We start from the raw sequence: 24,601 nt of genomic DNA on the forward strand, positions 1-24,601 counted from the left end.
CCCATCTTCAACCGGACCAGATCGAGGATGGGCCAAGGCAGGCAAGCCGTTGGACAACAGGCGCTAAAGCGCCGGAAGGATGTCGCACGCCAGCTCTTCGATCACGTCTTCAACCGGGCGGCGCGAGGGGCGCAAAAGCAAGGCGAGGTGATCAAGCCCCGCCTCTGCCATCGCGTGCAGATGCGCCGCAAGGGCCTGGCGCCCGATGCGCCCGCCAAACCGGAAGGGCTGCATCGGGGTGGCCGGATCCTCCGCCAGATCAAGGTGCATCGCGCTGACGAAGATGCCGTTGTCGCGCCCAAGCGTCCACCGCCGCTGCCGCCAGTCTGCAATGCGCGCGGCAAGTCTGTCAGGGGATTCAGGATAGGCAAAACGGCCCTGAAGATGCTGCGCAATCCAGTCCGGCGTCTGCTGGCCACCCCCTGCCACCAGCATCGGAATCCGGGCCTGAACCGGGCGGGGCAACAGATCCAGCCCTTCGACCACGCCCGCGCGCCAAGGCACCCCCGGACCTTGCCACAGCCGCTGCATCCAATCGACGGAAGTGCGGAAGGCCTCGCCCCGACCTTCGAAATCCAGATCCATCAGAGGATACTCGACGGGCCGATCCCCCGAGGCGACACCGAGGATCAGCCGCCCGCCCGAAAGGTGATCCACCGAGGCGGCGGCCTTGGCCACCATCAAGGGGTGGCGCAGCGGCAGAACCACTGCCGCCGTCCCGAGCGCCACCCGTTTGGTGATCCCCGCCAGAAAGCCCAGATTGACAAAGGGATCATAGATCGACCCCGCATCGCCAAATCGCTGGGGATCGAACACTGGCACATCACGCAGCCAGACAGCGGCAAACCCGGCCTGATCGACCTGCACAACCCGGTCTCGATATTGCGTCAGGTCCGGCACGCCAAAGGGCCGCCCTTCGGCCTGCGCTGCCGCAACACGATCAGGCGCCCAGTCATTGTCCAGCGGCAACTCGATGCCAAGGGTCAGACCACCGTCCTTCCGCCGGATCAGATCCAGGGCGTCGGGTTTATCATTCGGATTCATACCAGGGCCTTCTGAGGAATGGTCAGGCCTGCGGGGCAGATCTGCGTAATTCAGTCCCATTTTGGGGCCAGCCCCTCTGGGTTGACGATGCGGCCATCCGCCCGTGCCACGCCCGATGCGGCAATCGCCGCACCCACGGCCTCCTCGTTGCCGTAGATCTGGGCCGTGTCGATATGGCGAAAGCCCTGTGTCAGTGCGGCGGGCAGCACCTCGGCCACTTCTGGGCCGCTCATGCGGAAAGTGCCAAAGCCAAGGGCCGGGATCGCGGCGCCATTTGCGGACAGTTTGTGCATGTCATTGCTCCTGTGAAAATTACCTGGCAAGGTTCAGGCGCGGCGAGCGGTTGTCCAACCGCACGCTCCACAAGGTCAGGATCACCGCCCCGACCACCAGCGCGGCCCCCACGGCGGGCGTTGCCCCAAGGCCCAGCGGGCTTTCCACCACCACGCCGCCCAGCCACGCGCCCAAGGCGATCCCCAGATTGAAGGCTGCAATGTTCAGCGCCGAGGCCACATCGACCGCTTCGGGACGATGCTCCCGCGCCAGTTGCACGACATAAAGTTGCAGGCCCGGCACATTGGCAAATTGCAGGAACCCAAGCGCAACAAGGGTGATCAGGGTCAGAACCGGCGACAGCAGGGCAAAGCCGAACAGCACCAGCACAACCGCCTGCGCCAGAAACAACCAGACCAGCGCAACAGCCGGATTGCGGTTCGCCAGACGGCCCCCCACAATGTTGCCCGCCGCAATGGCCAGACCGTAAAGCACAAGGATCAGACTGACATTGGCAGAGGAAAAGCCTGTGATCTGTTCAAGGATCGGGGTGAGATAGGTAAAGGCCACAAACGTGCCGCCATAGCCCAGAGCCGTCATGGCAAAGACGATCAGCAACCGGCCAGAGCCAAGCACGCGCACCTGATCAAGCAATCGCGCCGGCGGGGCTTTGCGCAGGGTCGCGGGCAACAAGGCCGCCACGCCGATCAGTGCCACAAGGCCGATGGCCGCCACCGCCCAGAAGGTCGCGCGCCAGCCAAAGCTTTGGCCGATCCACGTCCCCAAGGGCACACCCGTCACGATGGCAACGGTAAGACCCATGAACATCATGGCAATGGCCGAGGCGCGGCGGTCTTCTGGCACCAGATCGGCGGCAATGGTCGCCCCGACCGAAAAGAACACGCCATGGGCAAAGGCCGCAAGAACGCGGGCGACCAGCAACATCTCGTAGTTGGGAGCAATGGCTGCGGCGACATTGCCCAGCGTGAATAGGCCCATCAGGCCAACCAGCAAGGGTTTGCGCCCGATCCCGTTTGTCAGCGCGGTCAGGACAGGGGCGCCAAAGGTCACCCCAAGGGCATAGACACTGACAATCAGACCGGCCAGCGGCAGGGTGATATTCAGGTCGGTGGCAACGGTGGACAGCAGTCCGACGATGACGAACTCAGTCGTTCCGATCGCATAGGCGGCGATCGTCAACGCGAAAAGGGCTAAAGGCATGGGAGGGATTCCATTCAGATTCGAGAGAAGCTGACTATCCGCCTTATCCGCGCGTCACAGAAGCCAGCGGCGTTTCGCAATATTTGTGAACCAAGTTCACAGATGGCCCTTCCCCCCTTCGCCTGCATGCCCCATGCTTCGGCAAACAGGAGGCACCCTCATGGACAATCGGATCGGCGAAATGGCCGTCTTTGCGCGCGTGGTCGAACTGGGCAGCTTTTCGGCGGCGGCGCGGGCCATGACCATGACACCCTCGACCGTCAGCAAGTTGATCCGGCGGCTGGAGGACCGGCTGGCGCTGCGGCTTTTCGACAGGTCCACCCGCGCGCTGGTGCTGACGCCCGACGGGCAACGCTATTACGAAGCCGCGACCCGGCTGATCGCCGAGCTGGACGAGGCAGAGGCCGCGCTGACACGGAGCGCGCGGCAGGCCAGCGGCACGGTGCGCGTGAACGCCTCCGTCGCTTTCGGAACGCTCTGTCTGGAACCGCTGCTGCCCGCCTTTTGGGCCGAACATCCGGGGATTGTGGTGGATCTGTCGCTGTCGGATGAGGTGGTGGACATCTATCTCGACCGCACCGATGTTGCCTTTCGCATCGGACCTCTGGCCGATTCCGGTCTGACCGTGCGCCGGATCGGCACGGCGCATCGGTTGATCGTCGCCGCGCCTGACTATGTGGCGCGACACGGCCGCCCCGCCAGCGCCGAGGATCTGGATCGCCACAACTGTCTTGGCTTCAACTTTCGTCGTGCCCGTCCGGTCTGGCAGGTGCAGGCGGGTGGCAAGCTGGTTGACCGGCAGATCGCGGGCAGCCTGCTGGCCAATAACGGCGAAACGCTGCGCAGGTTGTGCATCGCGGGTGCCGGTCTTGCGCGGTTGGGCGATTTCCATGTGGCCGGGGATATTGCGGCGGGCCGGTTGCTGCCGGTTATGCCCCATGCCGAAGGCGACAACGAGGATGTGAACGCGGTGTTTCTGGGCGGTCTGCATGTGCCGCACCGGCTGCGGCTGTTTCTGGATTTCATGCTCCCGCGTTTGCAGGAAACACTGCTGCAATGCGGTCAGAGTTGCCAGGCGGCCTTCGCAGCGCCCTGACGCGGATCCCCTTCCGCTCAAGGCGATCCGCGTCAGGTATTACAGGTGGGGCTTTCGGCGCCAAGTTTACAGCACCACCACCCGGTTGCCGGGGTTCGGTCCGACCCGCAGCCGCTCCAACGCGCCGGGAAGGTCGCCGAAACCCGCAACCTCGATGATCTGCGGGTCAAAATGGCCCGCGGCGATGGCCTGCGCCATCTGCGCCCCGGCAGCGACCAAGGCCCCCCATTGGCGGTCTGACCCATGAGCGTGCAGCGCGTTCAGCCCCACCTCATGCAAGGAAATCGTGGTGGTGAAGGCGGGCAGCGGCGCGGCTTCCTGCCGGTCCTGGATGCAGACGAGATGGCCATTTGCCGACAGCAGCGGCGCGAGCGACGCTGCATGGACCCCACTGACCATGTCAATGATCGCGTCCAGCGGCTGGTCCTTGATGCGGACGGCCCAGTCGTTCTGCCAACCGGCGTGGCGATAATCCGTCACGGTAGCGGCCCCGAGCCGCAGCACCCGCGCCGCCTGCGGCTGTGAGGCAACGGCATGTACCACCCAGCCCCGCCCGCGCGCCAGTTGCAAGACCGCTCCGCCCACCGCACCCGAAGCCCCTGTCACCAGCACCTGCGCGCCCGGCGCCAGCGGCAGCTTGTCAACAGCCTGCCGCGCGGTCAGTCCGGGGCAGGGAATGGCCGCCGCCGCCGCGAAGGACAGCGATTCAGGCAGGGGGATAGCCGCCCGCACCGGAATGACGGTGTATTCGGCAAAGGAGCCGGGCCGCAGCAGATCGTTGTGATAGGCCACATGGGCGCCAAGGGCCAGATGCGCCACCCCCTCACCCAGCGCCGCGACCTCGCCCGCGCCATCGACGCCGGGAATATGCGGCCAGTCCCAGGCGGGATGGCCCCAGAGGATGAACTTCCAGTCCACCGGGTTCAGTCCGATGGCGCGGTTGCGCACCAGCACCTCGCCTGGGCCGGGCTGCGGCAGGGGACGATCCTCCAGCCGCAGAACTTCGGGACCGCCGGTTTCGTGATGCACCCAGGCTTTCATCGTGCGCTCCTTCAACATACCGAATAGCCGCCATCGACCGGGATCATCACCCCGGTCACATACCCCGCCTCTGCCGACAGCAAGAAGCGCACGACCGAGGCAACCTCTCCCGGTGCCGCCCAGCGACCCATCGGGATGCGGGCACCGATGCGGGCAGCGCGCTCGGGGTCGGTGCGGGCCTTTTCGGCCATCCGCGTTTCCACCCAGCCGGGCGCGACCGAGTTCACCCGCACCCCGCGCGGTGCCCAGGCCACGGCCTGAGAGCGGGTCAGCGCCGCAACGGCGGCCTTGCTGGCGGTATAGGCCGGCGCACCAGGCGAACCGAAGATCGCCCACATCGACGCCACATTGACCACCGCCCCCTGCGCCGCGACCAGTTGTTCAAGCAGCGCATTGGCCAGCGCAAATCCGGCGGTCACATTGACACGCATCACCTGCTCGAACGGTTCGGTCTGCCATTCCTGCTGATGGCGCAACATTCCGGCGCAATTGACCAGCGCGGCCACCGGAGCGTTTGCCGGAAGCGCCGCCATACAGGCCGCCGTATCGGTGACATCGACCCGGGCAAAGCCGATCGCTGCTGGCAGATCGTCTTCCCGGTCCAGCCCCAGCGCCTGCACCCGGTAGCCGCCCGCCAGCAACGCCTCGGCCACCGCGCGGCCAATGCCGGTGCCACCACCTGTCACCACGGCAAGGGGCCGTGTATCCGTATTCACCTGCATATCTGTCTCCTCACCCGGCGGCGCGCGGGGCGCCTGCCTCTGACTGGTCCTGCGCCTCGACCGCGACCATCGCGGCCACCACCTGCCCAAGATCGAGCGGTCGCGGGAAATTGAGCATGTGCCGCACCGGCATCGCCGCTTCAGCAACCGTATGCATTTGGGCGGTCGTGACCGGCTGCCCGGTCAGGGCGCGCAGACTGCAGGGCAATCCGGCATGGGCGTAAAGGGCGGCCAGCGGATCGGGCAGCGCCTGCCCCAGCAGCCGATGATGCACGACCAGCCCGTAAGCCACCTGAAATCCGTGCTGCGCGGCCAGCCCGCCGGGCAACAGCGTCAGCCCCCGGGTCAGGGCATGGGGCACCGAGAGCCCGCCGCTTTCAAAGCCAAGCCCGGCCATCAGGATCATCGCCTCGACCGCCGCCTCGAAATCGTGGGTGGCATGGCCGCTGCCTGCAGCATCGAAAGCGGCGGCCCCATGGGCGAGCAGCGTGGCAAGGCACTGACCGGCAATCGCCATGGCCAGCCGTGTCGGGCGGGCCAGAAACATCGTCGTGCCCGCGCCCGCCGCACAGGCCTCGGCCTCGGCCGCTTTCGACAGGGCGTCGCCCAGGCCTGCCGCAAACATGGCCTGCGGCGCCGTTGCCAGAAGCGCGGTATCGACCACCACGAAATCGGGGTTACGCGCCAGATGCCGCACCTCGGACAGATGGCCCTGCGCGTCGTAAAGCACATAGTTCTTGCTGGTCGGCGCATCATTCGAGGCGACGGTGGGCAGTGTGATCAGCCGCAACCCTGCCAGATCGGCCAGCGCCTTGCCCGCGTCGATCGCCCGCCCGCCCCCTGCGGCGATCACGACTTGCGGGGCCGAAACCATCCGCGCGGCCAATTCCGCCGCCGTCTGCGCCCCCAGTTTGCCTGCAAAGCCCAGAACCTCCAGCGCCACCCCCGCCGTCGCGAAAGAGGCTGCAAGCCGCGCCTCAATCAACGGCAGGATAAGCGCATCGGCCACCAGAACCGCGCGTTGGCCCAGTTGGGCGCCAAAGCGGCCAGTCCGGTCCAGTGCGCCCGGCCCCTGCACATAGCGCCCAGGGGCCCCGAAGACCGTCACAGCGGCGTCGAAAATATTGAGGGGATTCGTCATTTTACTCCGCCCATTCTTTATAATATATGATATATGATATTGCATCTCTCGCAAGCACGTTCTTCAAAGACTCCAAAAAGGACACCCTCCATGATCACAGGAACCACCCGCTTTGCCCCGCTGCTCGCCCATCCCTGTCGTCATGTGCGCACGCCCAAGGTGTTCAATGCCGAATGTGCGGCGCGACAGATTGACATGGTCATGCTGCCGCTGGACGTGCAGCCGCAGATGCTGCAACCGACCGTGGCCGCGTTGAGGGCAGTCGGAAATCTGGCGGGAATGGTGGTGACCATCCCGCACAAGACCGCCATTGCCACCCTGTGTGACCGGCTGACGGGCGCGGCGGCCCTTGTCGGTGCCTGCAACATCGTCAGGCGCGAGGCGGATGGCAGCCTGACCGGCGGCATGTTCGATGGCGAGGGCTTTGTTGCAGGGCTGCGCCATCAAGACCACGATCCGGCAGGGCGGCGTGTGCTGTTGATCGGGGCGGGCGGTGCGGCCTCGGGCGTGGCCCATGCGCTTGTTGCGGCCGGTGTCGACAGCCTGACCATCGCCAACCGCTCAGCCGAGAAGGCAGCCCTTCTTGTGGAACAGTTGCGCAGCGCCTTTCCGCAGGCGCGGCTTGGCATTGGCCCCGCCAATCCGCGCGGGCATGACCTCGTGATCAATGGCACCTCGCTGGGCATGCACGAAGGCGATGCGCTGCCGCTTGATCCCGACCGCCTGAGCCCCGGCACGCTGGTTGCCGAAGTGGTGATGCAGCCCGATGTGACGCCCTTGTTACGCGCCGCCGAAGCGCGGGGTCTGGCGATTCACAAGGGGCTCCATATGGTAGAGCAGCAGGTCGGGTTGCTGGTTGATTTTCTGGCCTGACAGAAGCCCGCGCCGGTCCGACCGGCGCGGGCAGTCTGGCCGGGTCGGGAGGTCAGACCCGACGGTTGGCACGCGCACCAACGCCTTGCAAAAGCACTGCGAAAATGATGATCAGTCCCTTGATGATCTGCTGCGGATAGGCCGGAACACTCATCAGGTTCATGATGTTGCCGATCAGGCCCAGGATCAGCACCCCGATCATCGTATTGACCACCGTGCCCTTGCCCCCCGACAATAGCGCCCCGCCGATCACGCAGGCGGCAATCGCGTCCAGCTCCAGCCCGACGCCGGTGACAGGCGTGCCGACCGCCGTGCGCGCGGTCACGAAGATACCCGCCAGCGCGCTGAGCCCGCCGCAGATCGCGTAGGCGAGGAATTTGTAGCGCCCGCCCGGCAGGCCCGCCAACCGAACCGCCGTCTCGTTGCTACCGGTGGCCACCGTCAGGCGACCCCAGCTTGTGCGGCGCAGCAGGAAGATGAAGAGGGCCACGATCACCAGCGCCGCCACTACCGGCCAAGGGGTGCCCAACCCGGGCAGGCCTTTGCTGCCGAAGGTGGTCAGGATCTGCGCCGTCGGCAGTTCGCGCGGAAAGCGCACCGGCTGGCCGTTCGACAGCATATAGGCCAGCCCGCGCGCCATGGTCATCATCGCCAGTGTCGCCACGAAGGACGCCATGCCGAAGCCCGCCACCAGCAGCCCGTTCACCGCCCCCAGTGCTGCCCCAAAGGCCACCGCCCCGGCCACGCAGATCAGCAAGGCGAACCCGCCGTCAAAGGGCAGCGCGGGCATCGCCATGGCCACGCTCATCCCGCCGATGGCTGCGACAGACCCAACCGACAGGTCGATCCCGCCCGTCAGCACCACCAACAGCATTCCCACCGAAACCAACGCCAGCGGTGCCAGTTGCCGCAGCAGATTGTAGAGGTTCTGCAGCGTCAGGAAATGCTCGGACAGTGCCGCCGAGGCGATGATCAGCACCGCCAGCATCAGGTAGATATTGTATTTCACCAGAAGCGCCAGAGCCCCCGGACGTGCTGTTTCAGTGGACATGCGCCCGCCCCATTGCCAGTTCGATGATCCGTTCTTCGGTCAGGCCAGGGCCTAACAGTTCACCGGCGACCCGGCCCGCGCGCATCACAAGGACGCGGTCACACAGGCCGATCAGCTCGATCATTTCCGAAGACACCACCACCACCGCCGCGCCCTTCGCGGCCAGTTCGTTGATCACGCGGTAGATTTCCACCTTCGCGCCCACATCGACGCCGCGCGTCGGCTCGTCCAGCAGCAGCACGTCGCTGCCCGAAACCAGCCATTTCATCAGCGCAACCTTCTGCTGATTGCCGCCCGAGAGCGTGCCCACCTCGGCCTCAAGGCTGGCGGCTTTCAGTTGCAACTCCTCGCGCAGGGCCTGCGCCGCCGCCCGCTCGGCCCGGGGGCGCAACAGGCCCAGCGGGCCAAGGTTGGCGTTGACCGCCGTCAGCATCGCATTGGTCAGGATCGGCAGGTTCAAAAGTACGCCCTGCTGCTTGCGATCTTCAGGAAGAAGGCCGATCCCGGCGCGCACCGCATCGCCGGGGTTGCGGATGCGGATGGCCCTGCCATGCAGCAGAACCTCGCCCGCGCTGCGGGGATCGGCGCCGAACAGGGCGCGCAAGGCCTCGGTCCGCCCGGAGCCGACCAGACCGCCGATGCCCAGAACCTCGCCCTTGCGGACCGTAAAGCTGACATCGTGAACCTGCGGCGCTGACAGGCCGCGCACCTCAAGCGCAACCGGGCCGATTTCGGCCTGACGCGGCGGGAAGAAATCGCTCAGGTCACGACCGATCATCAGGCTGGTCAGCCGGTCATGGTCCAGCGCCGCGGTGTCCCATGTCCCGACCGTCGCGCCATCTTTCAGCACCGTCACCCGGTCGCACAGCGCAAAGATCTCGTCCAAGCGGTGCGAGATATAGATGATGCAGACCCCGCGTTCCCGCAGCTTCCGCACCAGCGTAAACAGTTTTTCCGCTTCATGGGTGGTCAGCACCGCTGTCGGTTCATCCAGCACCAGAATCGAGCAGTCGCGCGACAGCGCCTTGCAGATTTCGACCACCTGCTGATAGGCCACCGGCAGACCGCCCACCACCTGATCGGGGTCAATGTCGGCAAAGCCCATCCCGGCCAGCAATTCCGCCGCCCGCGCCCGCATCGCCTTGCGGTCAACCAACACCCGGCGGCCCAGTTGCTTGATCAGGATATTCTCGGCCACGCTCAGGTGGCGGGCCAACGAGAACTCCTGATAGATCACCGAGATGCCCTTGCCGATGGCGTCCTGCGGGCTGTGGATGGCCACCGGGGCGCCGTCGATGCGGATCTCGCCGCCCTGGTGGTCATAGGCCCCGGCGAGGATTTTCATCAGCGTGGATTTGCCCGCGCCGTTTTCGCCCATCAGGGCATGAACTTCGCCCGCGCGGGCAGAAAAACCGGCACCGCGCAGGGCCGCAATGCCGCCAAACTCTTTCGATATGGCCCGCATGTCCAGCCGGTCCATCACAACCCCTCCCTTGCTTGTGGCAGCGGGCCGCGATCCGGCCCGCCGTGCTGACACTCTTAGCCCCGCAGGTCGGTGATCGTCTTGAAAGGAGGAACCGTGTATTTGAAGAAGGGGTTCGCGGTGTCGGTGTCATAGACCTCGTCCACGGTATCCTTCGTCACGATGGCCGAAGGAAAGTAAGACCCCAGCGGCAGGTTGTTGGCATCCAGCCCCTGATCGAAGATCTCGTGGATCAGTTCCACCGCCGCCTGCCCGGTCATCGACCCGGCGTTAAGGCCCGTGACCAGCATGTCGCCTGATTTCACCAGGTCCAGCGCCACGCGGAACCCATCCGCCGCACAGGCCACCAGAACCTTGCCCTTCAGCCCGGCATTTTCCAGCGCGGTCAGCGCCCCGATGCCCATGAAGTCATTCTCTGCCAGGATCAGGTTCAGCGTCGCGCCATGCGCGGTCAGGATGTCTTCCGCCGCATCCAGCCCGCCTTCTTCGGTCCAGAAGCCGACACCCATCGCCTTCACGTCGAACTTTGCCTCGGGATAGGTGAAGGAACCGTGGTTCTTCAGCTCCTGAAACTTGTTGAAGCCGGTCAGCATCGCGTCTTCTTTCGACAGGCCAAGGCCAAGCTGTTCGGACCGCTCATAGATGATGCCGGTGATCAGGCCATTCACCCGGCTTTCCGAGGTCGAGTTGCCCACGGTGCCCAGAATGGCGGCGGCGGTAATCTGCGCCTCGGCACCCATGGTCTGCGCCACATAGCGGCCTGCCTCGAACCCGTTGCCATAGGGATTGGCCAGCACGGTGGTCACAAGCGGGCTGTCGTCGGGGACAGTGCCCAGAGCGATCACCGGAATGCCCGCATCAACGGCGCGCTGCGCATCGGCGGCCGCAGCGGCAAGATCGGTCGGGTCCAGCACGATCACATCCACGCCCTTGGCGATGAAGGCGTCGATCTGCGCGCTGGTCTTGGCCGGGTCGCCATCGGCCACCTGCACATCCAGCTCATAGCCGTATTCTTCGGCCTTGGCCTTGGCGGTATCGACCACCGCCACGAACCACGGGTTGCCCAGGGTGATTTCGGTCCAGCCGATCACCAGCTTGTCGTCCGGCGCACGCGGTGCGACGGGCAGCGCCTTGGCGATGGCGCTGCGGTCGGCCATATCGGGGTCAATCACCCCAGAGAGGGCGGAGTTCGGCAGCAGAGTATAGATCTCGTGTTTGCCTTCAGCCCATGCCGGGCCGCTCAGCAGCGCAGCCGAAGCCAGCAGCGCAAACGCTTTCGTGACGTGTTTCATGCTCTCTCTCCCTTGTGGAAACCCGGGTTGGCCCCGGGCCTTGCCGCGCACCCTCCCGGCGCGCGGGTCGTCAGATCAGCCGATGATCTCGCGCACCACGGCCTCGATCCCCGGTTCGTCCAGCCGGTAATGGGCATAAAGATGGCTGGGCGGCGCGATCAGGGCGTATTCGTCGCGGATGCCGTGGCGGCGCAGTTTGCAGGGCCCGCCCTCTTCGGCCAGCACCTCGGCCACAGCGGCTCCAAGGCCTCCAAGGATGTTGTGTTCCTCGATGGTCAGGATGAATTTCGACCGGGCGGCGGCCTCCAGAATGGCATCGCGGTCAATGGGTTTGACCGTCGCCATGTCCAGCACGCCGACGCTGCGCCCCTCGGCGGCCAGCTTGCGCGCCACCTGAACCGCCGGATGCACCGGCAAGCCGCAGGCGATGATCGTCACCTCCTCACCGCGCGCATGTTCGATGGCGCGGCCAAAGGTGAAAGGCTGCGTCGGATCATACAGGTCCGGCTCGCGCCCGCGCCCGGTGCGGAAATAGATCGGGCGGTCATGGTCGGCGCTGGAGCGGATCGCAGCCTCAAGCTGCGGGCCATCGGCGGTGGAAACCACCGTCAGATCGGCAATCGAGCGCATGGTGCCGATATCCTCGGTCGCGTGGTGCGAGGTGCCGTAGAAGCCCATGGAAATGCCGGTATGGTGCCCGATCAGCCGCACAGGCAACGCGCAATAGGCCACATCCATGCGGATCTGTTCGCAGGTCAACAGGCCCAGAAACGAGGCGAATGTGGCGACATAGGGCATCATCCCTGTCGTCGCCAGACCGGCAGCGGCGGACACCATGTTCTGCTCGGAAATGCCAAAGCCGATGTAGCGGTCGGGATAACGCTCTGCAAAGCGGTTCAGCCCGTTGGAATATTGCAGGTCGGCAGACCCGGCCACCACCGGATGCCCCGCCTCGACCAGCGAAATCAGGCCGTTGGACAGATGGTCCAGCCCCGGGTTCTTCATGTTCAACTCGCGGTAATGCCACGAGTTCGGCGATTGCGGGCGGCTGTGGATTGTCATGTCAGATCACCTTCGACAGGATTTCTTGCCGCGCCGCCTCGGCGTCGGTCGGGTCGAGATAGCCAAGGTGCCAACCCGGTTCAGTCTCCATGTAGGACACGCCCTTGCCCTTGAGCGTACGGGCGATGATGCAGCAGGGCTGCGTGCGCCCGGCATCGGCCTTGACGCGGCGCAGGGTGGCGGTCAGCTCCGCAATGTCGTGACCTTCCACCACATGCACCTCCCAGCCGAAGGCGCGCCATTTGGCGTCCAGAGGTTCAATCCCCATCACGTCATCGACGGCGCCGTCCAGTTGAAAGCCGTTGCGGTCAACGATGGCGACAAGGCGGTTCAGCCCATGGTGCGCGGCGCTGATCGCAGCCTCCCAGACCTGACCCTCCTGCATCTCGCCATCACCCAGCATGACAAAGGTGGTGAAATCGCGGCCCTGCATCCGCCCGCCCAAGGCCATGCCCAGCCCGTTCGACAGCGCGTGCCCGATGGAGCCGGACGAGAAATCCACCCCCGGCACCTTGCGCATGTCGGGGTGGTCGCCCAGCGGGTTGCCCAGCCGGGTATAGCCGTTCAGCACTTCCAGCGGGATATAGCCCTTCTCGGCCAGGATCGGGAACAGCCCCACAGCCGCGTGGCCCTTGCCCATCAGGAAACGGTCGCGATCGGGGTGCTTCGGATCAGCCTCCAGCCGCATCACGTCATAGTACAGCGCCGCAAATATCTCGGCGGCCGAAAATACCGAGGTGTAATGCCCCACCTTCGCAATCTCGATCAGGCGGATGGTCTCCAGCCGGATGAACTGCGCCCGGTCGCGCAGATGCGCGATTTCCGCCTCGGTCGGGCGATTGTCGTTTCTGATTGGTGCGGTCACACCAGCCTCCCCTTCCAGTCACCGCGTGGGGCGGCAACGAATCCTTGCTTCGGCTTGATGTAGCATCATATATGATATATGTCACCGGGAAAATTCGGGAGGAAACGATGACTCTGACACTGACACGCAGCGACATTGCCGCGATCCGCGCGCGGCTTCAGCTCAAGGGGCAGGCTTTCATCGACGGGCGGTTTGTCGATGCGGCTTCGGGGGCGACCTTCGCCAATATCTCGCCCCGCGACGGGCAGGTGATCGCACAGGTCGCCTCTTGCGATGCCGAGGATGTGGACCGCGCCGTGCGCGCTGCCCGCCGCGCCTTTGAGGCGGGCGTCTGGCGCGACCAAAGCCCCAAGGCCCGCAAGAAGGTGCTGCAACGCTTTGCCGCCCTGTTCGAGGCGCATATGGATGAATTGGCGGTGCTGGAAACGCTGGATATGGGCAAGCCCATCACCGAAAGTCGCACCATCGACGTGAATGTCGTTCTGGATACGCTGCAATGGTATGCCGAATGCCCCGACAAGCTGTATGACGAGATCGCCCCCACCGGCCCCGGTCAGTTGGGCATGATCACGCGAGAGCCGATTGGTGTTGTGGCGGCCGTGGTGCCGTGGAATTTCCCCATGCTGATGGCAGCGTGGAAGCTGGCCCCGGCGTTGGCCACCGGCAATTCGGTGATCCTGAAACCGGCAGAACAATCACCGCTGACCGCGCTGCGGCTGGCCGAACTGGCCGCCGAGGCCGGGATTCCCGATGGCGTCTTCAACGTGCTGCCGGGGTTTGGCCCGACGGCAGGCAAGGCGCTTGGCCTGCATATGGACGTGGATTGCGTGGCTTTCACCGGGTCGGGTGAGGTGGGCAAGTTGTTCCTGCAATATGCCGGGCAGTCGAACATGAAGCGGGTCTATCTGGAGTGCGGCGGCAAATCGCCCAACATCATTCTGGATGACGTGCCCGAATTGCGCATCGCCGCCGAACGCGCCGCCACCGCGATCTGCTTCAATCAGGGCGAGGTTTGCGTCGCCCCCTCGCGCCTGATCCTGTCGGAGAAGATTCAGGACCAGTTTCTGGACATCGTGGTAGAAACGGCCCGCGCCATCCACCCCGGCGATCCGCTTGACCCCGATACCCGGCTGGGTGCGCTGGTGGAATCCGGCCACCGCGACCGGGTGGAAGGCTATATCGCCAAAGGTCAGGCCGAGGGGGCGCGGCTGGTTCTGGGGGGGGCGCGGCCCGAAACCAATCTGGCGGGCTATTACGTCAACCCCACCATCTTTGCCGATGTGAAAAACTCAATGGCCATCGCGCAGGAGGAAATCTTCGGTCCGGTGCTGTCAACCATCACTGTCAAAGATGATGAAGAGGCGGTGCGCGTGGCCAATGACACCTCTTACGGTCTGGCTGCGGCGGTCTGGACCCGAGACCTGAGCCGGGCGCACAAGATGGCGCGCAAGCTGCGGGCGGGGACGGTCTGGGTCAACTGCTATGACCATGGTGATGTGACCGTGCCTTTCGGCGGCTTCAAACAGTCGGGCAACGGGCGCGACAAGTCGCTGCACGCGCTGGACAAATACACCGAACTGAAAACGACCTGGATCGAGCTCTGAGACCTCAGGGGGTGGCTTCGGCCACCCCTTTTGCCTCAAGCCAGTCCACCATCACAACGCCGACCCCGATGTCATCCTGAATGGCGCGGCGGGCGGCTTCGGCATCGCGGGCGGCAAGGGCACGCAGCAGCGGATAGTGGCCATGGTCGCCACTGGCCAGCACCCGCGTCGGCGTGTTCAGGTGATAGAGGTGGATCAGCGGCCCCATCTGGGCCCACATCGCCTCAATCGTGGCGTAAAGCAGCGGCATCTCGGCGGCTGCGGCCAGCCGGAAATGGAACTCGCGGTTCACCCGCGACGCTTCCAGAGGATCATGCGCCGCAGCTTCGGTAAAGGCGGCCTGCAAACGCTCCAGCGCGGCAAGCCCGGCGGGCGCAATCTTGCGCGCCGCCTGCGCTGCGGCCTCGCCCTCCAGATGGTGGCGGATCAGCTGGATTTCCCGCAGCTCCGGCGCGGTCAAGCGGCGCACATGGATCGAGGTCGCCGCCCGCATTTCCAGCGCACGTTCGGTCACAAGGCGAAAGATCGCCTCGCGCACCGGGGTAATCGACACGCCCAACTGCTCGGCAAGGCTGGCGATGGTCAGCCGCTCGCCCGGCTCATACCTGCCATCCATCAGCGAGGCGCGGATCGTGCCATAGACCTGTTCGGACAGGTTGCCCTTGGCGATCTTCGGCAACGGACTCATCTCACCCCCTACGGCAGTTTTCCCATCATCGCAGCCTCGGGCCTGCCCGGCAAGGTGGCCTCCTCAGGCATTCGACGGTGGCAAGGGCGTCATCCCCCGGACAATATCCGAAGCCTTCTCGCCGATCATGATTGCAGTGGCGTTGGTATTGCCGGAAATCAGCGTCGGCATGATGGAATTATCCACCACCCGCAGGTTGCGGATGCCGCGCACCCGGAGTTCGGGGTCCACAACGGCCATGTCATCGCTGCCCATCCGACAGGTGCCGACCGGATGGTAGACCGTCTTGCCCCTGGCGCGGATATAGGCCTGCAACGCCGCCTCATCCTGCAACGCAGCGCCGGGGAAAGCCTCGGTCGGCTCGACAAACCGCGAGAGGGCGGGTTGCGCCAGAATGTGGCGCGCCATGTTCAGCCCCTTGACCGACAGGCGCATATCCTCGGGCGCCGACAGATAGCGCGGGTCCACCACCGGATGCGCCGCCGGATCGGCAGAGCGCAGACGGATCTCGCCCCGGCTTTCGGGGCGCAACACACAGGGGTTGATGGTCGCCCCGGCCTTCTTCACCGGCGCCTGATCGCCATCCATGAAAACGATGGGAACAAAGTGCATCTGCACATTTGGCTCTGCCTCCGGATCATCAACGTTGACGAAGGCGCAGGCCTCGGTGACGTTCGACATCACCGGGCCGGACTTGAACAGCAGATACTGCAAGCCGTTCTTGATGCTGCGCAGAAAGCTGTCCTCGCCGAAATAGCCATGCCGCCCGGTGCAGAGGCGGATGGCGGGAAACTCCAGATGGTCCTGAAGGTTCTGGCCCACGCCCTCAAGCCGGTGCTGCATGGCGATGCCGTGGCGCTGCAACTCGGCCTCGGGGCCGATGCCCGACAGCATCAAAAGCTTGGGCGACTGCACGGCCCCCGCCGACAGGATCACCTCCTGCGCCGCCCGTGCCTGCTCGATCCGCCCGCCGCGCACATATTCGACGCCAACCGCGCGGTCGCCCTCGAACAGGATGCGGGTCACAAGGCAGCCGGTGCGAATCTCCAGATTTCCGGTTTTCAGCGCGGGCCGCAGATAGGCGACGGCGGCGCTACAGCGGCGGCCGTTGCGGGTGGTGGTCTGGTTGAAGCCGACGCCGCGTTGACGCGCTCCGTTGAAATCGGGGGTAAAGGGGATGCCCGCCTCTTGCGCGCTGCGCACGAAGGCTCGGGTCAGATCGGTGATCTGACGCAGGTCCGAAACGCCGAGCGGCCCCTCGGTGCCGTGCCAGGCATCCGACAGGCGGTCATTGCCTTCGGCCCGGCGGAAATAGGGCAGCACATCGCGGTAGGACCAGCCCGCCGCCCCCGCCTGCGCCCATCCGTCATAATCGCTGCGCTGACCGCGAATATAGATCGCGGCATTCACGGAACTGCCGCCGCCCAGCACATTGCCTTGTGGCATGATCGGCGCGCGACCGTTCAACGCGTCCTGCCGTTCGGTCTGGTAGTGGTAGAGCAGCTTGCTATCCAGAAGCTTGACGAAGCCCGCCGGAATATGAATCAGCGGATGCCAGTCTTTCGGACCGGATTCCAGCACAAGCACCTTCGCCCCAGACTGTGCAAGTCGCCCTGCCAAAGCACTGCCCGCAGAGCCACCCCCAACTATCACATAGTCCACGCTTGGCCTCCCGCCCGTTAGATATATGATATATAATCAATAGGGCCGCTTAGGTCAACTTAAGTTCCACCCTGAAAACGGCATTGCGTGGAAAGAGAAGAGAGGTGGCTCGGCTGATCTGAACAGGTTCCTGCGTTTTCTAAGTAGTTTTCCGCCTCGGTTACGCCGCCACCCCTTCGGGCATCGGCTGGTTGAAGTAGGCCTGATCGGGGGTTTTCCCGTCAAGCGATGAATGCGGGCGGCGGCCATTGTAGAAGGTCAGATACCGGCCGATCCCGGCCCGGGCTTCGGACACGCTGGCATAGGCGCGCAGGTAGACCTCTTCGTATTTGATGGTCCGCCACAAGCGCTCGACGAAGACATTGTCCCGCCACGCGCCCTTGCCATCCATGCTGATCTGGATCTCGCGGGCGGCCAGCACCTTGATGAACTCGGTCGAGGTGAACTGGCTGCCCTGGACGCCCTTCTAAGAGTCAAGCGGCGATCTGGCTTTGGTTGATCTCCCGATGCCACCTCATGATGATGCCGAAGACTTCGCGGGCAATATAGCGTTTGAGGCAGTGAATGGCCTCCAGCTTGGAATGGCCCGCAGCGATGCGTTTGGCGACGTAGTCCTGCGAACGTGGGTCCAGTCTCAGGCGCCCGATGGCGATGATGTGGATGGCGCTGTTGGCCGCGCGATCGCCTCCCCTATTCAACCTGTGCCGCACCGTCTTTCCTGATGAGGCCGGGACCGGGCTGACGCCGCACAATGCCGCGAAGCTAGCCTCGGATTTTAGCCGGTCCGGGTTGTCCCCAGCCGTGAGCAGCAACTGCGCCGCGCTGTTCAAACCGATCGCGGTTTGGGCCAGCAGCTCCGGGGCCAGATCCTTGACGATGGCACCGATCATGTCGTCCAGGTCGGAGACCTCGTCATGCAATTCGAGATAGCGCCGCGCGAGGGGCTTGAGCGAGATCCGGTAGGCTTCCTCGACCTGGCGATATGCCGTGAGATCGGGGCGCCACGCGGCAAGTGTGCGGATCAGCTGCATCCGCGTCATGGATCGCAACGGCTCCCGGATCTTGTCGGGCGCGCAGACGATCGTCATCTGGATCATTTCCAGCGCAATTCGGCGCGCTTGAACAGCCGTCTTACGGCAAACCCTCAGAACCCGAAGACTTTCGACCATTCCGTCCCGGCTGCGCGGTGTGACCGTGTGGCGCTCCGCGAATGCTGCATGAGCCGCGCTTTCCGCGTCATAGTCGTCGTTCTTGCCGCGTCGGCGGCGATCGAGTTTGTCTGGGGCGGTCGCTTCCAGCACCTCGACACCCGCGGCTTGCAGGTAGCGCAGCAGCCCGGCGCCGTAACTTCCCGAGCACTCAACCCCAACACGTCGAAGGTCGCCGAAGGACCTCATCCACGCCAGCATCAAGCGATATCCATGCCGCGTTGTCGGGAAGCTCTCGGTGCCGAGAACACGGTCACGATGATCAACGACAGCCGCGACATGCAAATCCTTGTGCGTGTCGACGCCACCGATGACGTGAGTTTCTGCTGGGTGTGCTGCCATCCGATTATCCTTTCCTGGGCCGCCTGTCTGTTCTTTGCATCCGAAGGATGCAGGGACAGGATGGTCATGCCCTTCTTGGGTCACGGCAGCACCTTCGAGGCAAAGCCTCGCCGCAGGGCGTTCCCGGATGATCGACAGGTCCAGGGAAAGACACGTGTTGGATCGATCGGAGTGAGGGTCAGATCACACCAGAAAGCCCTGCGGCACCAACCCAGCAAATGGTCTATCGGTGTTTGAGTCAAACCATCCGAGAACTGGCATTGATCGTATGACTATCGGTGTTGAAGATTTCGGGCGCGCCGTGACGTACAAGCGCCTCCTCCACAGCTTCTATGCAAAAATCGGCCTCAAGCGTGATCAACACCCGCCATGCCAGAACGCGCCGGGTGAACCAGTCCAGCACGGCGGCGAGGCAGATGAACCCCCGAGCCATCGGGATGTAGGTGATGTCCATCGCCCAGACCTGGTTGGGCCGCGTGATCGGCAGCTTTCTCGGCAGATACGGTTAGATCTTGTGCCCCGGCGCCGGTTTCGAGGTGTTAGGTCGGCGATACAGGGCCGCGATGCCCATGCGCTTCATCAGCGTGGCAACGTGCAGCCGCCCGACCTTGAACCCTTCCTGAAGCAGCAGACCCCGCAGCATCCGGCTGCCCGCGAACGGGAATTCCATGTGCAGCTAGTCGATCCGGTGCATCAGCTTCAGATCGGCGTCCGACACCGGGCGGAGCTTGTAATAAACGCTGCCCCGGCTGATCCCTAGCACGATAGCCTACCGGCTGACGCTCAGCTACGCTGTGGGATCGATCATCTTTTTGCGCTCGGCAACAGACCCCTGCGCGGTTCGCTCGAACCGATGGCGCTCACCGCGCAGTGCGTCGCGCGCCGGACAAAAAATCATTCTCCAGCGTCAGCTCTCCGATCTTCGCATGCAGGGTCTTCACATCGATGGTCGGCTCCGCCTTAAGGGCTTCCCCGAATACCCCGGTCGCGCCCTCAAGCAACTGGTCACGCCACTGCTTGATCTGGTTCGGATGGACGTCGAATTCTTGCGCAAGCTCGATCATGGTCTTCTCGCCCTTGATCGCTGCTACCGCCACTTTCGCCTTGAAAGCCGGGCTGTGGTTCCGGCGCGGTCGTCTTGCCATGGTCTTCTCCTCGCTCGCAGCATTATGCTGCTGTTGCGCAGAAAATCCACTTATCCCGGCTGTTCAGATTTCCGCAGCCGCCTCTGCCTGGGCGTGAACTATCCCGCTGGGCCTTTGGTCTGGGCCGACAGAGTCGGCGCAGGCCGCACTTTGACCGGGCTTGATGCTATCCACGCGGCGACCCGCGCAACCGCGCATCGCTGCTCTTGCGCCAGCGCGTTGCGTCGGGCCGATCAATGGCCGCGACCTGAGACACCCCGCCCCAGAATGTCCATTCTTGGGGTGGGGCAGTCACCTCGCGGCGTCAACTAATGCCAGCACGGATCGTCGCAGACCCACCTTGGCACATCGATGCCGTCGGGGGGCGGTCACATCATCAAAGCCGGCCGATCCCTTAACGATTCGAAGCTAAGCAGCGATGCGGCAGGGCCTTCCACATGAATTGCTACAACATATAGAAGGCCTATTCTGAACTCATACAGACGAAACGACAAAATTTCAAACACTTAGTTGGGCACCCTCTGGATGGCGCGGCACGCCGCGCCGGTCATCGAGCACGATCTGTAGAATTATCTTGCGCCCCAGCCCTACTTGGCGCATTCATATTCGTAGCAGGAAAGTGCGAGAATTGCAGATTTCTGCGCTACGAACAGATAATCGAACGAGTTCGCTGAGTGTGGATCAACCGCACCGGTAAGATACATGAGGGCAGCATGGCAGCAGAGCAGGTATTTGCCGAGCTTCAGAGTGACGCATCAACACTGCATGAGTCGATCCGTATGCATCTGGAGCGCAACTTCGCCCCCGACGCTCGTAAATTCCTTCGGACCTTTTCATCAAGTGAAGCAGCGGAGTTTCTGGGTATGGCACCCGGGCATCTGCGCAAGTTGCATGCGGAAGACAAGATCCCTGACGCTCCCCTCGACGAGCGAGGGCGAAAACTCTATTCCGCCGAAGACCTTGCCCAAATCAGGCTCGCACTCGCGCGCACGACGCGCGACCCATCTCTCTACCTGCGTGGTCGGGTCGGGACGGAGCCTTTGCAGATCATCTCTTGCGTCTCGTTTAAAGGCGGTTCGGCAAAGACGACCACCGCCGCCTACCTTAGCCAGTGGTATGCGCTGCACGGCTATCGGGTGCTGGTCATCGATATGGACCCGCAGGCTTCGCTATCGTCGATGACCGGCCTGCGGCCCGAAATCGACTTCACGCACAAAGGCACGATTTACGACGCGATCCGCTACGAGAACCCGCTTCCGATGAGCGAGGTGGTCCGCAAGACTTATTTCCACGGTCTGGACATCGCGGCGGGCGGTCTAATCCTGTCGGAATACGAAACCGAGACGCCCTATGCTTTGCGCAGGGGGTCGGAACCGCCCTTCTACCTGCGCCTGCGCGAGGCAATCCTGTCGGTCGAGGCGAGCTATGACCTCGTCTTTATCGACTGCCCGCCGCAGCTTGGCTTCCTGACGCTGTCATCTTTGGTCGCGTCCTCGTCGATCATCATCCCCGTAGTGCCGAATTTCATTGACGTCGCGTCCCTTGCCCAGTTCCTGACGATGACCTCGTCGCTTCTCGATACAATCCGGGATGCGGGCATGACATTGGACTACGACTTCCTGCGCTACCTCGTTTCGCGGTTTGAGCCTTCGGATGGCCCGCAGGCGCAGGTTGCCGGATTGCTGCGAGCGAACTTCGGCAAGCGCGTGATGACCGAGGCCTTCCTGAAATCGACCGCCGTCTCTGATGCTGGGCTGACGCACCAGACGCTGTTCGAGGTCGGTCGCGGCAGCATGAATCGCAACACCTACGACCGGGCGATGGAGTCGATCAACGCCGTCGCGCGCGAGCTGGAACAGGACATCCACAAAGCGTGGGGGAGAGACTGATATGGCCCGAAAGAACATGTTCGAGGGCATCACGCCGGGCGCGCGGTCCGAGGATGCGGCGAAGGAGCCCCTGCCCCGACCGTCCAACAAGATGCCAGAGGTGTTCCAGACGGCGGGTCCCATTGCAGCCATCCGCAACGATCTGCGCAGCGTCGGCAGCCGGTCTGTGCAGGACATCGACCCGGACCTGATCGAGGACACTGGGTTGAAAGATCGGATCGGCCCCCTGGATGACGGCATCGAAGAGCTTCGAGACAGCATCGCAAAGCATGGCCAGCAGGTCCCGATCCTTCTGCGGCCGCACCCGAAACTGAGCGGCCGATATCAGGTCGTCTATGGCCGTCGCAGGCTTGCGGCGATCAAGGCCCTGGGAACGCCGGTCAAGGCCCTGATCCGTACCCTTTCGGACGAAGAGGCGGTGCTGGCCCAAGGGCAAGAGAACAACATGCGCAAGGACCCCTCCTTCATCGAGAAGGCGCTGTTTGCGGGCGATCTTGAAGAGGCAGGGTATGATGCTCGCGTCGTGCAGGACGCCCTGAACGTGAACCGCAGCCACACCTCGCACATGCGCAAGGTCCGCGAGGCGTTCCCGCGCGAGGTGCTGGAACGGATCGGTGCCGCGCCCTCTGTCGGCTGGAAGCGCTGGTATGATCTTGCCGTTAAAGTGCTGGAGCAGAAGATCGACGTCGGGACCATCCACCCTGCCCCGTTTCCCACCGCGTCCACCACGGACCAACGGTTTACCGCTTGGGCGGCTGCGCTTGTCGAAGCCACGACCGCGCGGCCCCAAAAGCCTAGCAAGCCCAGTCAAGCGGTCCCGGTCAAGGCAAACGATGGCACCGCGCTGGGTGAGGTGGAGCTGGCCAGAGGCAAGCTTGGCTTCCGTCCATCGGCCCACAACGCCGCCTTCGCAGGCTGGCTTCACCAGAACGCGGAGACCGTCTTTTCACGGCTCCATGAGGAATTTCTCGCTCAGTTCAAAGCGAAAGGCTGAGTGACAATGCAACGACAACAACAGAGGAGCAGGGTCGGAAAAGGATAGGCCTCCCGAATGGAAACCACCCGGAAGGCCCGCGCAAAGCACAGGGCGCCAACCCTGAGAATGCTCATCTTCTAGCACGAGCAGATTAGCGCAGGCCCGAATCGCACGCAACATCGCATCGCGGTGATCCGATATCTTTTATCCTTTTTCTGGGATAAGGGCGTCGCCTGACGACGATGTAGTGCATGCTGTGGCACCCTACGGTAGACCTGAACGTTCCGCAGATCGCATCATGGAACATGTCATGTCTTCGCCCGTGCCTCGGCACGAACGGCGCACTCTTTCTTCATGTCAGAGAAACCCGCGCGCCCAGGAGGTACAACAACCGGACGGGGCCGACCCCCGTTGGTCGCTCCTCGACCTTGTCCGGACATGCCGTGACCGCCTTGGCCTGCGGGATCGGGATGTCACGGTCCTGAGAGGGCTGTTGTCTCTTGTCCCGGGATCAGCCCGTCCGCACGAATGGATTGTCTTCGCGTCGAACCGTGTCCTGATCGAGCGCTGCGACGGGATTGACGAGCGCACCCTGCGCCGCCGCCTCGAACATCTCAGAACGGGCGGCTTGCTTGCACGACGGTCAAGCCCGAACGGCAAACGATACCAAGTGCGCGATGACGCCGCCGAAATTCGTCTGACCTACGGCATCGACCTATCGCCCCTGTTCATGATACGGGGCCATCTGCAGGCGCTTGCCGCACAGTGCCGACAAGACGCGCTTCGGTGCAAGGCACTCAGATCGGTGATCCGTGATCTGTTGTTCCACAGCAGCCACTTGCTTGCGCCCGACCTCGCGGAAACCGCCTATCGAGCCCTGCGGCGGGCCCTGTCCAGTGACGATCTGCAAGCAATCGTCGATAAACTGCGCGAGGAAACCTGCGCGAGCCATTCACAGGAGGCGCGCGAGACAAGCGTTCTGACCGCCAGCGACAGCCAAAATGACCGGCACATTCAGAATTCGAATAAAGAAGATTTAGATTCTGAACGCGTGAGAACGAGCGGCGTTACCGAGATCCTTCCAGATCGCGGACCTGTAACGAACGCCAAGAAGGCAGAAGATATCACCGTGGGCGAATGCATGAGCCTTGCACCCAATGCCGCCACATTCGCCTGTGAGCCTACAAGGGACTGGGATAGTGTCGTCAAACTATCCACGCAGCTCGCACCAGCGATCGGCCTTCAAACCGGCGATATCGAAACTGCGCGCAGCAGCATGGGTGTGCTTGGCTGTGCCTTGGCGGTCATCGGGCTTGTAGAGTCGTTCGGTCGGATCCGAAATCCGCGCGCCTACCTGCGTTCGCTTGCCAAACGCGCGCAGCTTGAAGACCTTGATCCGATACGGATGTTCCGTTCGCTCACGACACAGGCCTCCATCCGGCGGGGTTGGCGTGTGCCTGATGTTTACCCCGGTAAACCTGACGCGGCAGTTGGCACCTGTATACTGGGGTAAACATCCCCAACGCCTTAAGAGGACGAGCGTTGCTGAGATTGAAGGGACGGGGAGTGAGATCGGGAGAGTGGCTTCCGGCGCCCGCCGTGGAGAAGACCTGATGGCCAAAGCTGTCCAAAAAGTTACCCTGTCCCCCTCGCGGGACATCCCCTTCGACAAGCTCGTACTGAGCCAGTCCAACGTGCGGCGCATCAAGGCGGGCGTCTCGGTAGAGGAACTGGCGGAGGACATCCCCGCCGCGGGCTACTGCAGAGCCTGAACGTGCGGGCGGTGCTTGATGCTGATGGTGTCGAAACCGGCATGTTCGAGATCCCGGCCGGTGGCCGTCGCTTCCAGGCGCTGTCGCTGCTGGTGAAGCAGAAGCGGCTAGCGAAAACCGCACCGGTTCCCTGCATCGTGCGGGATGCTGC

The 24,601-nt window shown here is 63.8% G+C and carries 20 protein-coding genes and 3 pseudogenes; 7 read left to right on the top strand and 16 right to left on the bottom strand.

Annotated features, from left to right (window positions below):
• Positions 1-63: 63 nt before the first annotated feature.
• The 3 genes from BMX43_RS17900 to BMX43_RS17910 are packed head-to-tail and all read right to left on the bottom strand — an operon-like array spanning position 64 to position 2,538.
• On the bottom strand, positions 64-1,044 hold the full coding sequence (locus BMX43_RS17900) for a TIGR03571 family LLM class oxidoreductase (RefSeq protein WP_091303520.1): 981 nt from the start codon (positions 1,042-1,044) through the stop codon (positions 64-66).
• A gap of 50 nt (positions 1,045-1,094) precedes the next feature.
• On the bottom strand, positions 1,095-1,337 hold the full coding sequence (locus BMX43_RS17905) for an aldo/keto reductase (RefSeq protein ID WP_091303521.1): 243 nt from the start codon (positions 1,335-1,337) through the stop codon (positions 1,095-1,097).
• Positions 1,338-1,356: 19 nt separating this feature from the next.
• Positions 1,357-2,538, bottom strand: coding sequence for an MFS transporter (locus BMX43_RS17910; RefSeq protein ID WP_091303522.1), 1,182 nt, complete (start codon positions 2,536-2,538; stop codon positions 1,357-1,359).
• Positions 2,539-2,698: 160 nt separating this feature from the next.
• Here BMX43_RS17910 and BMX43_RS17915 point away from each other — a divergent pair, with 160 nt between their 5' ends.
• Entirely contained in the window at positions 2,699-3,634 is a 936-nt protein-coding gene (locus tag BMX43_RS17915; protein WP_091303523.1) for a LysR family transcriptional regulator, read from the top strand.
• A 66-nt stretch (positions 3,635-3,700) separates the two neighbouring features.
• Here the strand turns inward: BMX43_RS17915 and BMX43_RS17920 are convergent, their stop codons facing one another.
• Genes BMX43_RS17920 through BMX43_RS17930 form a run of 3 tightly spaced genes read right to left on the bottom strand, consistent with a single transcriptional unit; the run spans position 3,701 to position 6,538 of the window.
• The gene (locus tag BMX43_RS17920; RefSeq protein ID WP_091303538.1) at positions 3,701-4,675 is read right to left on the bottom strand and encodes a zinc-binding dehydrogenase; all 975 of its coding nucleotides are present in this window, start codon (positions 4,673-4,675) and stop codon (positions 3,701-3,703) included.
• Between the two features lie 11 nt (positions 4,676-4,686).
• On the bottom strand, positions 4,687-5,397 hold the full coding sequence (locus BMX43_RS17925) for an SDR family NAD(P)-dependent oxidoreductase (protein WP_091303524.1): 711 nt from the start codon (positions 5,395-5,397) through the stop codon (positions 4,687-4,689).
• A 10-nt stretch (positions 5,398-5,407) separates the two neighbouring features.
• Positions 5,408-6,538 carry an iron-containing alcohol dehydrogenase gene (locus BMX43_RS17930; RefSeq protein WP_091303525.1) on the bottom strand — a complete coding sequence of 377 codons (1,131 nt, stop codon included), beginning with the start codon at positions 6,536-6,538 and terminating at the stop codon, positions 5,408-5,410.
• A 90-nt stretch (positions 6,539-6,628) separates the two neighbouring features.
• On the opposite strand from BMX43_RS17930, the gene BMX43_RS17935 reads away from it, so the two are divergent.
• Entirely contained in the window at positions 6,629-7,411 is a 783-nt protein-coding gene (locus tag BMX43_RS17935) for a shikimate dehydrogenase family protein (protein WP_091303526.1), read from the top strand.
• 52 nt (positions 7,412-7,463) lie between these two features.
• Here BMX43_RS17935 and BMX43_RS17940 read toward each other — a convergent pair whose 3' ends face one another.
• The 5 genes from BMX43_RS17940 to BMX43_RS17960 all read right to left on the bottom strand — a co-directional run bounded on the left by BMX43_RS17940 (position 7,464) and on the right by BMX43_RS17960 (position 13,164).
• Positions 7,464-8,462 (bottom strand): ABC transporter permease, encoded by a 999-nt coding sequence (locus BMX43_RS17940; protein WP_091303527.1) that lies wholly within the window; start codon positions 8,460-8,462, stop codon positions 7,464-7,466.
• On the bottom strand, positions 8,452-9,942 hold the full coding sequence (locus tag BMX43_RS17945; RefSeq protein WP_091303528.1) for a sugar ABC transporter ATP-binding protein: 1,491 nt from the start codon (positions 9,940-9,942) through the stop codon (positions 8,452-8,454). Before BMX43_RS17945 ends, BMX43_RS17940 begins: the two co-directional genes overlap by 11 nt.
• Before the next feature lie 59 nt (positions 9,943-10,001).
• Positions 10,002-11,237 (bottom strand): sugar ABC transporter substrate-binding protein, encoded by a 1,236-nt coding sequence (locus BMX43_RS17950; RefSeq protein ID WP_091303529.1) that lies wholly within the window; start codon positions 11,235-11,237, stop codon positions 10,002-10,004.
• Between the two features lie 75 nt (positions 11,238-11,312).
• Positions 11,313-12,299 carry a transketolase family protein gene (locus BMX43_RS17955; RefSeq protein ID WP_091303530.1) on the bottom strand — a complete coding sequence of 329 codons (987 nt, stop codon included), beginning with the start codon at positions 12,297-12,299 and terminating at the stop codon, positions 11,313-11,315.
• Between the two features lies 1 nt (position 12,300).
• Positions 12,301-13,164: a transketolase gene (locus BMX43_RS17960; protein WP_217643989.1), complete on the bottom strand. Its 864-nt coding sequence runs from the start codon at positions 13,162-13,164 to the stop codon at positions 12,301-12,303.
• A gap of 107 nt (positions 13,165-13,271) precedes the next feature.
• On the opposite strand from BMX43_RS17960, the gene BMX43_RS17965 reads away from it, so the two are divergent.
• Complete coding sequence (locus BMX43_RS17965) at positions 13,272-14,768, top strand: aldehyde dehydrogenase (RefSeq protein WP_091303540.1); 1,497 nt, start codon at positions 13,272-13,274, stop codon at positions 14,766-14,768.
• 4 nt (positions 14,769-14,772) lie between these two features.
• Here the strand turns inward: BMX43_RS17965 and BMX43_RS17970 are convergent, their stop codons facing one another.
• The 5 genes and pseudogenes from BMX43_RS17970 to BMX43_RS17990 all read right to left on the bottom strand — a co-directional run.
• Positions 14,773-15,456 (bottom strand): GntR family transcriptional regulator, encoded by a 684-nt coding sequence (locus BMX43_RS17970; protein WP_091303531.1) that lies wholly within the window; start codon positions 15,454-15,456, stop codon positions 14,773-14,775.
• Between the two features lie 63 nt (positions 15,457-15,519).
• Positions 15,520-17,118: a GMC family oxidoreductase gene (locus tag BMX43_RS17975; RefSeq protein WP_091303532.1), complete on the bottom strand. Its 1,599-nt coding sequence runs from the start codon at positions 17,116-17,118 to the stop codon at positions 15,520-15,522.
• Between the two features lie 160 nt (positions 17,119-17,278).
• A pseudogene (locus BMX43_RS17980) lies at positions 17,279-17,575 on the bottom strand (transposase); the annotation flags it as partial.
• A gap of 16 nt (positions 17,576-17,591) precedes the next feature.
• Positions 17,592-18,668: an IS110 family RNA-guided transposase gene (locus BMX43_RS17985; protein ID WP_091303533.1), complete on the bottom strand. Its 1,077-nt coding sequence runs from the start codon at positions 18,666-18,668 to the stop codon at positions 17,592-17,594.
• Between the two features lie 274 nt (positions 18,669-18,942).
• Positions 18,943-19,813, bottom strand: a pseudogene (locus tag BMX43_RS17990) (IS3 family transposase); the annotation flags it as partial.
• A 713-nt stretch (positions 19,814-20,526) separates the two neighbouring features.
• Between BMX43_RS17990 and repA the strand changes: the two are divergent.
• From repA to BMX43_RS18010, 4 genes and pseudogenes are all read left to right on the top strand, one after another.
• Positions 20,527-21,702 carry a plasmid partitioning protein RepA gene (repA, locus tag BMX43_RS17995; protein ID WP_091303541.1) on the top strand — a complete coding sequence of 392 codons (1,176 nt, stop codon included), beginning with the start codon at positions 20,527-20,529 and terminating at the stop codon, positions 21,700-21,702.
• Position 21,703: 1 nt separating this feature from the next.
• Positions 21,704-22,696: a plasmid partitioning protein RepB gene (gene repB / locus BMX43_RS18000; protein WP_091303534.1), complete on the top strand. Its 993-nt coding sequence runs from the start codon at positions 21,704-21,706 to the stop codon at positions 22,694-22,696.
• Positions 22,697-22,988: 292 nt separating this feature from the next.
• Entirely contained in the window at positions 22,989-24,191 is a 1,203-nt protein-coding gene (repC, locus tag BMX43_RS18005; protein WP_245749531.1) for a plasmid replication protein RepC, read from the top strand.
• A gap of 100 nt (positions 24,192-24,291) precedes the next feature.
• Positions 24,292-24,601: pseudogene (locus BMX43_RS18010) on the top strand (ParB/Srx family N-terminal domain-containing protein); the annotation flags it as partial.

The sequence above is a fragment of the Gemmobacter aquatilis genome (assembly GCF_900110025.1).
In the GTDB taxonomy this organism is placed as follows: Bacteria; Pseudomonadota; Alphaproteobacteria; order Rhodobacterales; family Rhodobacteraceae; genus Gemmobacter; species Gemmobacter aquatilis.

Coding starts and splice junctions, on each gene's coding strand:
- BMX43_RS17925 (WP_091303524.1), bottom strand. CDS start 5,397: ATGCAGGTGAATACGGATACACGGCCCCTTGCCGTGGTGACAGGTGGT.
- BMX43_RS17950 (WP_091303529.1), bottom strand. CDS start 11,237: ATGAAACACGTCACGAAAGCGTTTGCGCTGCTGGCTTCGGCTGCGCTG.
- BMX43_RS17920 (WP_091303538.1), bottom strand. CDS start 4,675: ATGAAAGCCTGGGTGCATCACGAAACCGGCGGTCCCGAAGTTCTGCGG.
- BMX43_RS17935 (WP_091303526.1), top strand. CDS start 6,629: ATGATCACAGGAACCACCCGCTTTGCCCCGCTGCTCGCCCATCCCTGT.
- repB (WP_091303534.1), top strand. CDS start 21,704: ATGGCCCGAAAGAACATGTTCGAGGGCATCACGCCGGGCGCGCGGTCC.
- BMX43_RS17900 (WP_091303520.1), bottom strand. CDS start 1,044: ATGAATCCGAATGATAAACCCGACGCCCTGGATCTGATCCGGCGGAAG.
- BMX43_RS17965 (WP_091303540.1), top strand. CDS start 13,272: ATGACTCTGACACTGACACGCAGCGACATTGCCGCGATCCGCGCGCGG.
- BMX43_RS17940 (WP_091303527.1), bottom strand. CDS start 8,462: ATGTCCACTGAAACAGCACGTCCGGGGGCTCTGGCGCTTCTGGTGAAA.
- BMX43_RS17970 (WP_091303531.1), bottom strand. CDS start 15,456: ATGAGTCCGTTGCCGAAGATCGCCAAGGGCAACCTGTCCGAACAGGTC.
- repA (WP_091303541.1), top strand. CDS start 20,527: ATGGCAGCAGAGCAGGTATTTGCCGAGCTTCAGAGTGACGCATCAACA.
- BMX43_RS17955 (WP_091303530.1), bottom strand. CDS start 12,299: ATGACAATCCACAGCCGCCCGCAATCGCCGAACTCGTGGCATTACCGC.
- BMX43_RS17905 (WP_091303521.1), bottom strand. CDS start 1,337: ATGCACAAACTGTCCGCAAATGGCGCCGCGATCCCGGCCCTTGGCTTT.
- BMX43_RS17930 (WP_091303525.1), bottom strand. CDS start 6,538: ATGACGAATCCCCTCAATATTTTCGACGCCGCTGTGACGGTCTTCGGG.
- repC (WP_245749531.1), top strand. CDS start 22,989: ATGTCTTCGCCCGTGCCTCGGCACGAACGGCGCACTCTTTCTTCATGT.
- BMX43_RS17910 (WP_091303522.1), bottom strand. CDS start 2,538: ATGCCTTTAGCCCTTTTCGCGTTGACGATCGCCGCCTATGCGATCGGA.
- BMX43_RS17985 (WP_091303533.1), bottom strand. CDS start 18,668: ATGGCAGCACACCCAGCAGAAACTCACGTCATCGGTGGCGTCGACACG.
- BMX43_RS17915 (WP_091303523.1), top strand. CDS start 2,699: ATGGACAATCGGATCGGCGAAATGGCCGTCTTTGCGCGCGTGGTCGAA.
- BMX43_RS17945 (WP_091303528.1), bottom strand. CDS start 9,942: ATGGACCGGCTGGACATGCGGGCCATATCGAAAGAGTTTGGCGGCATT.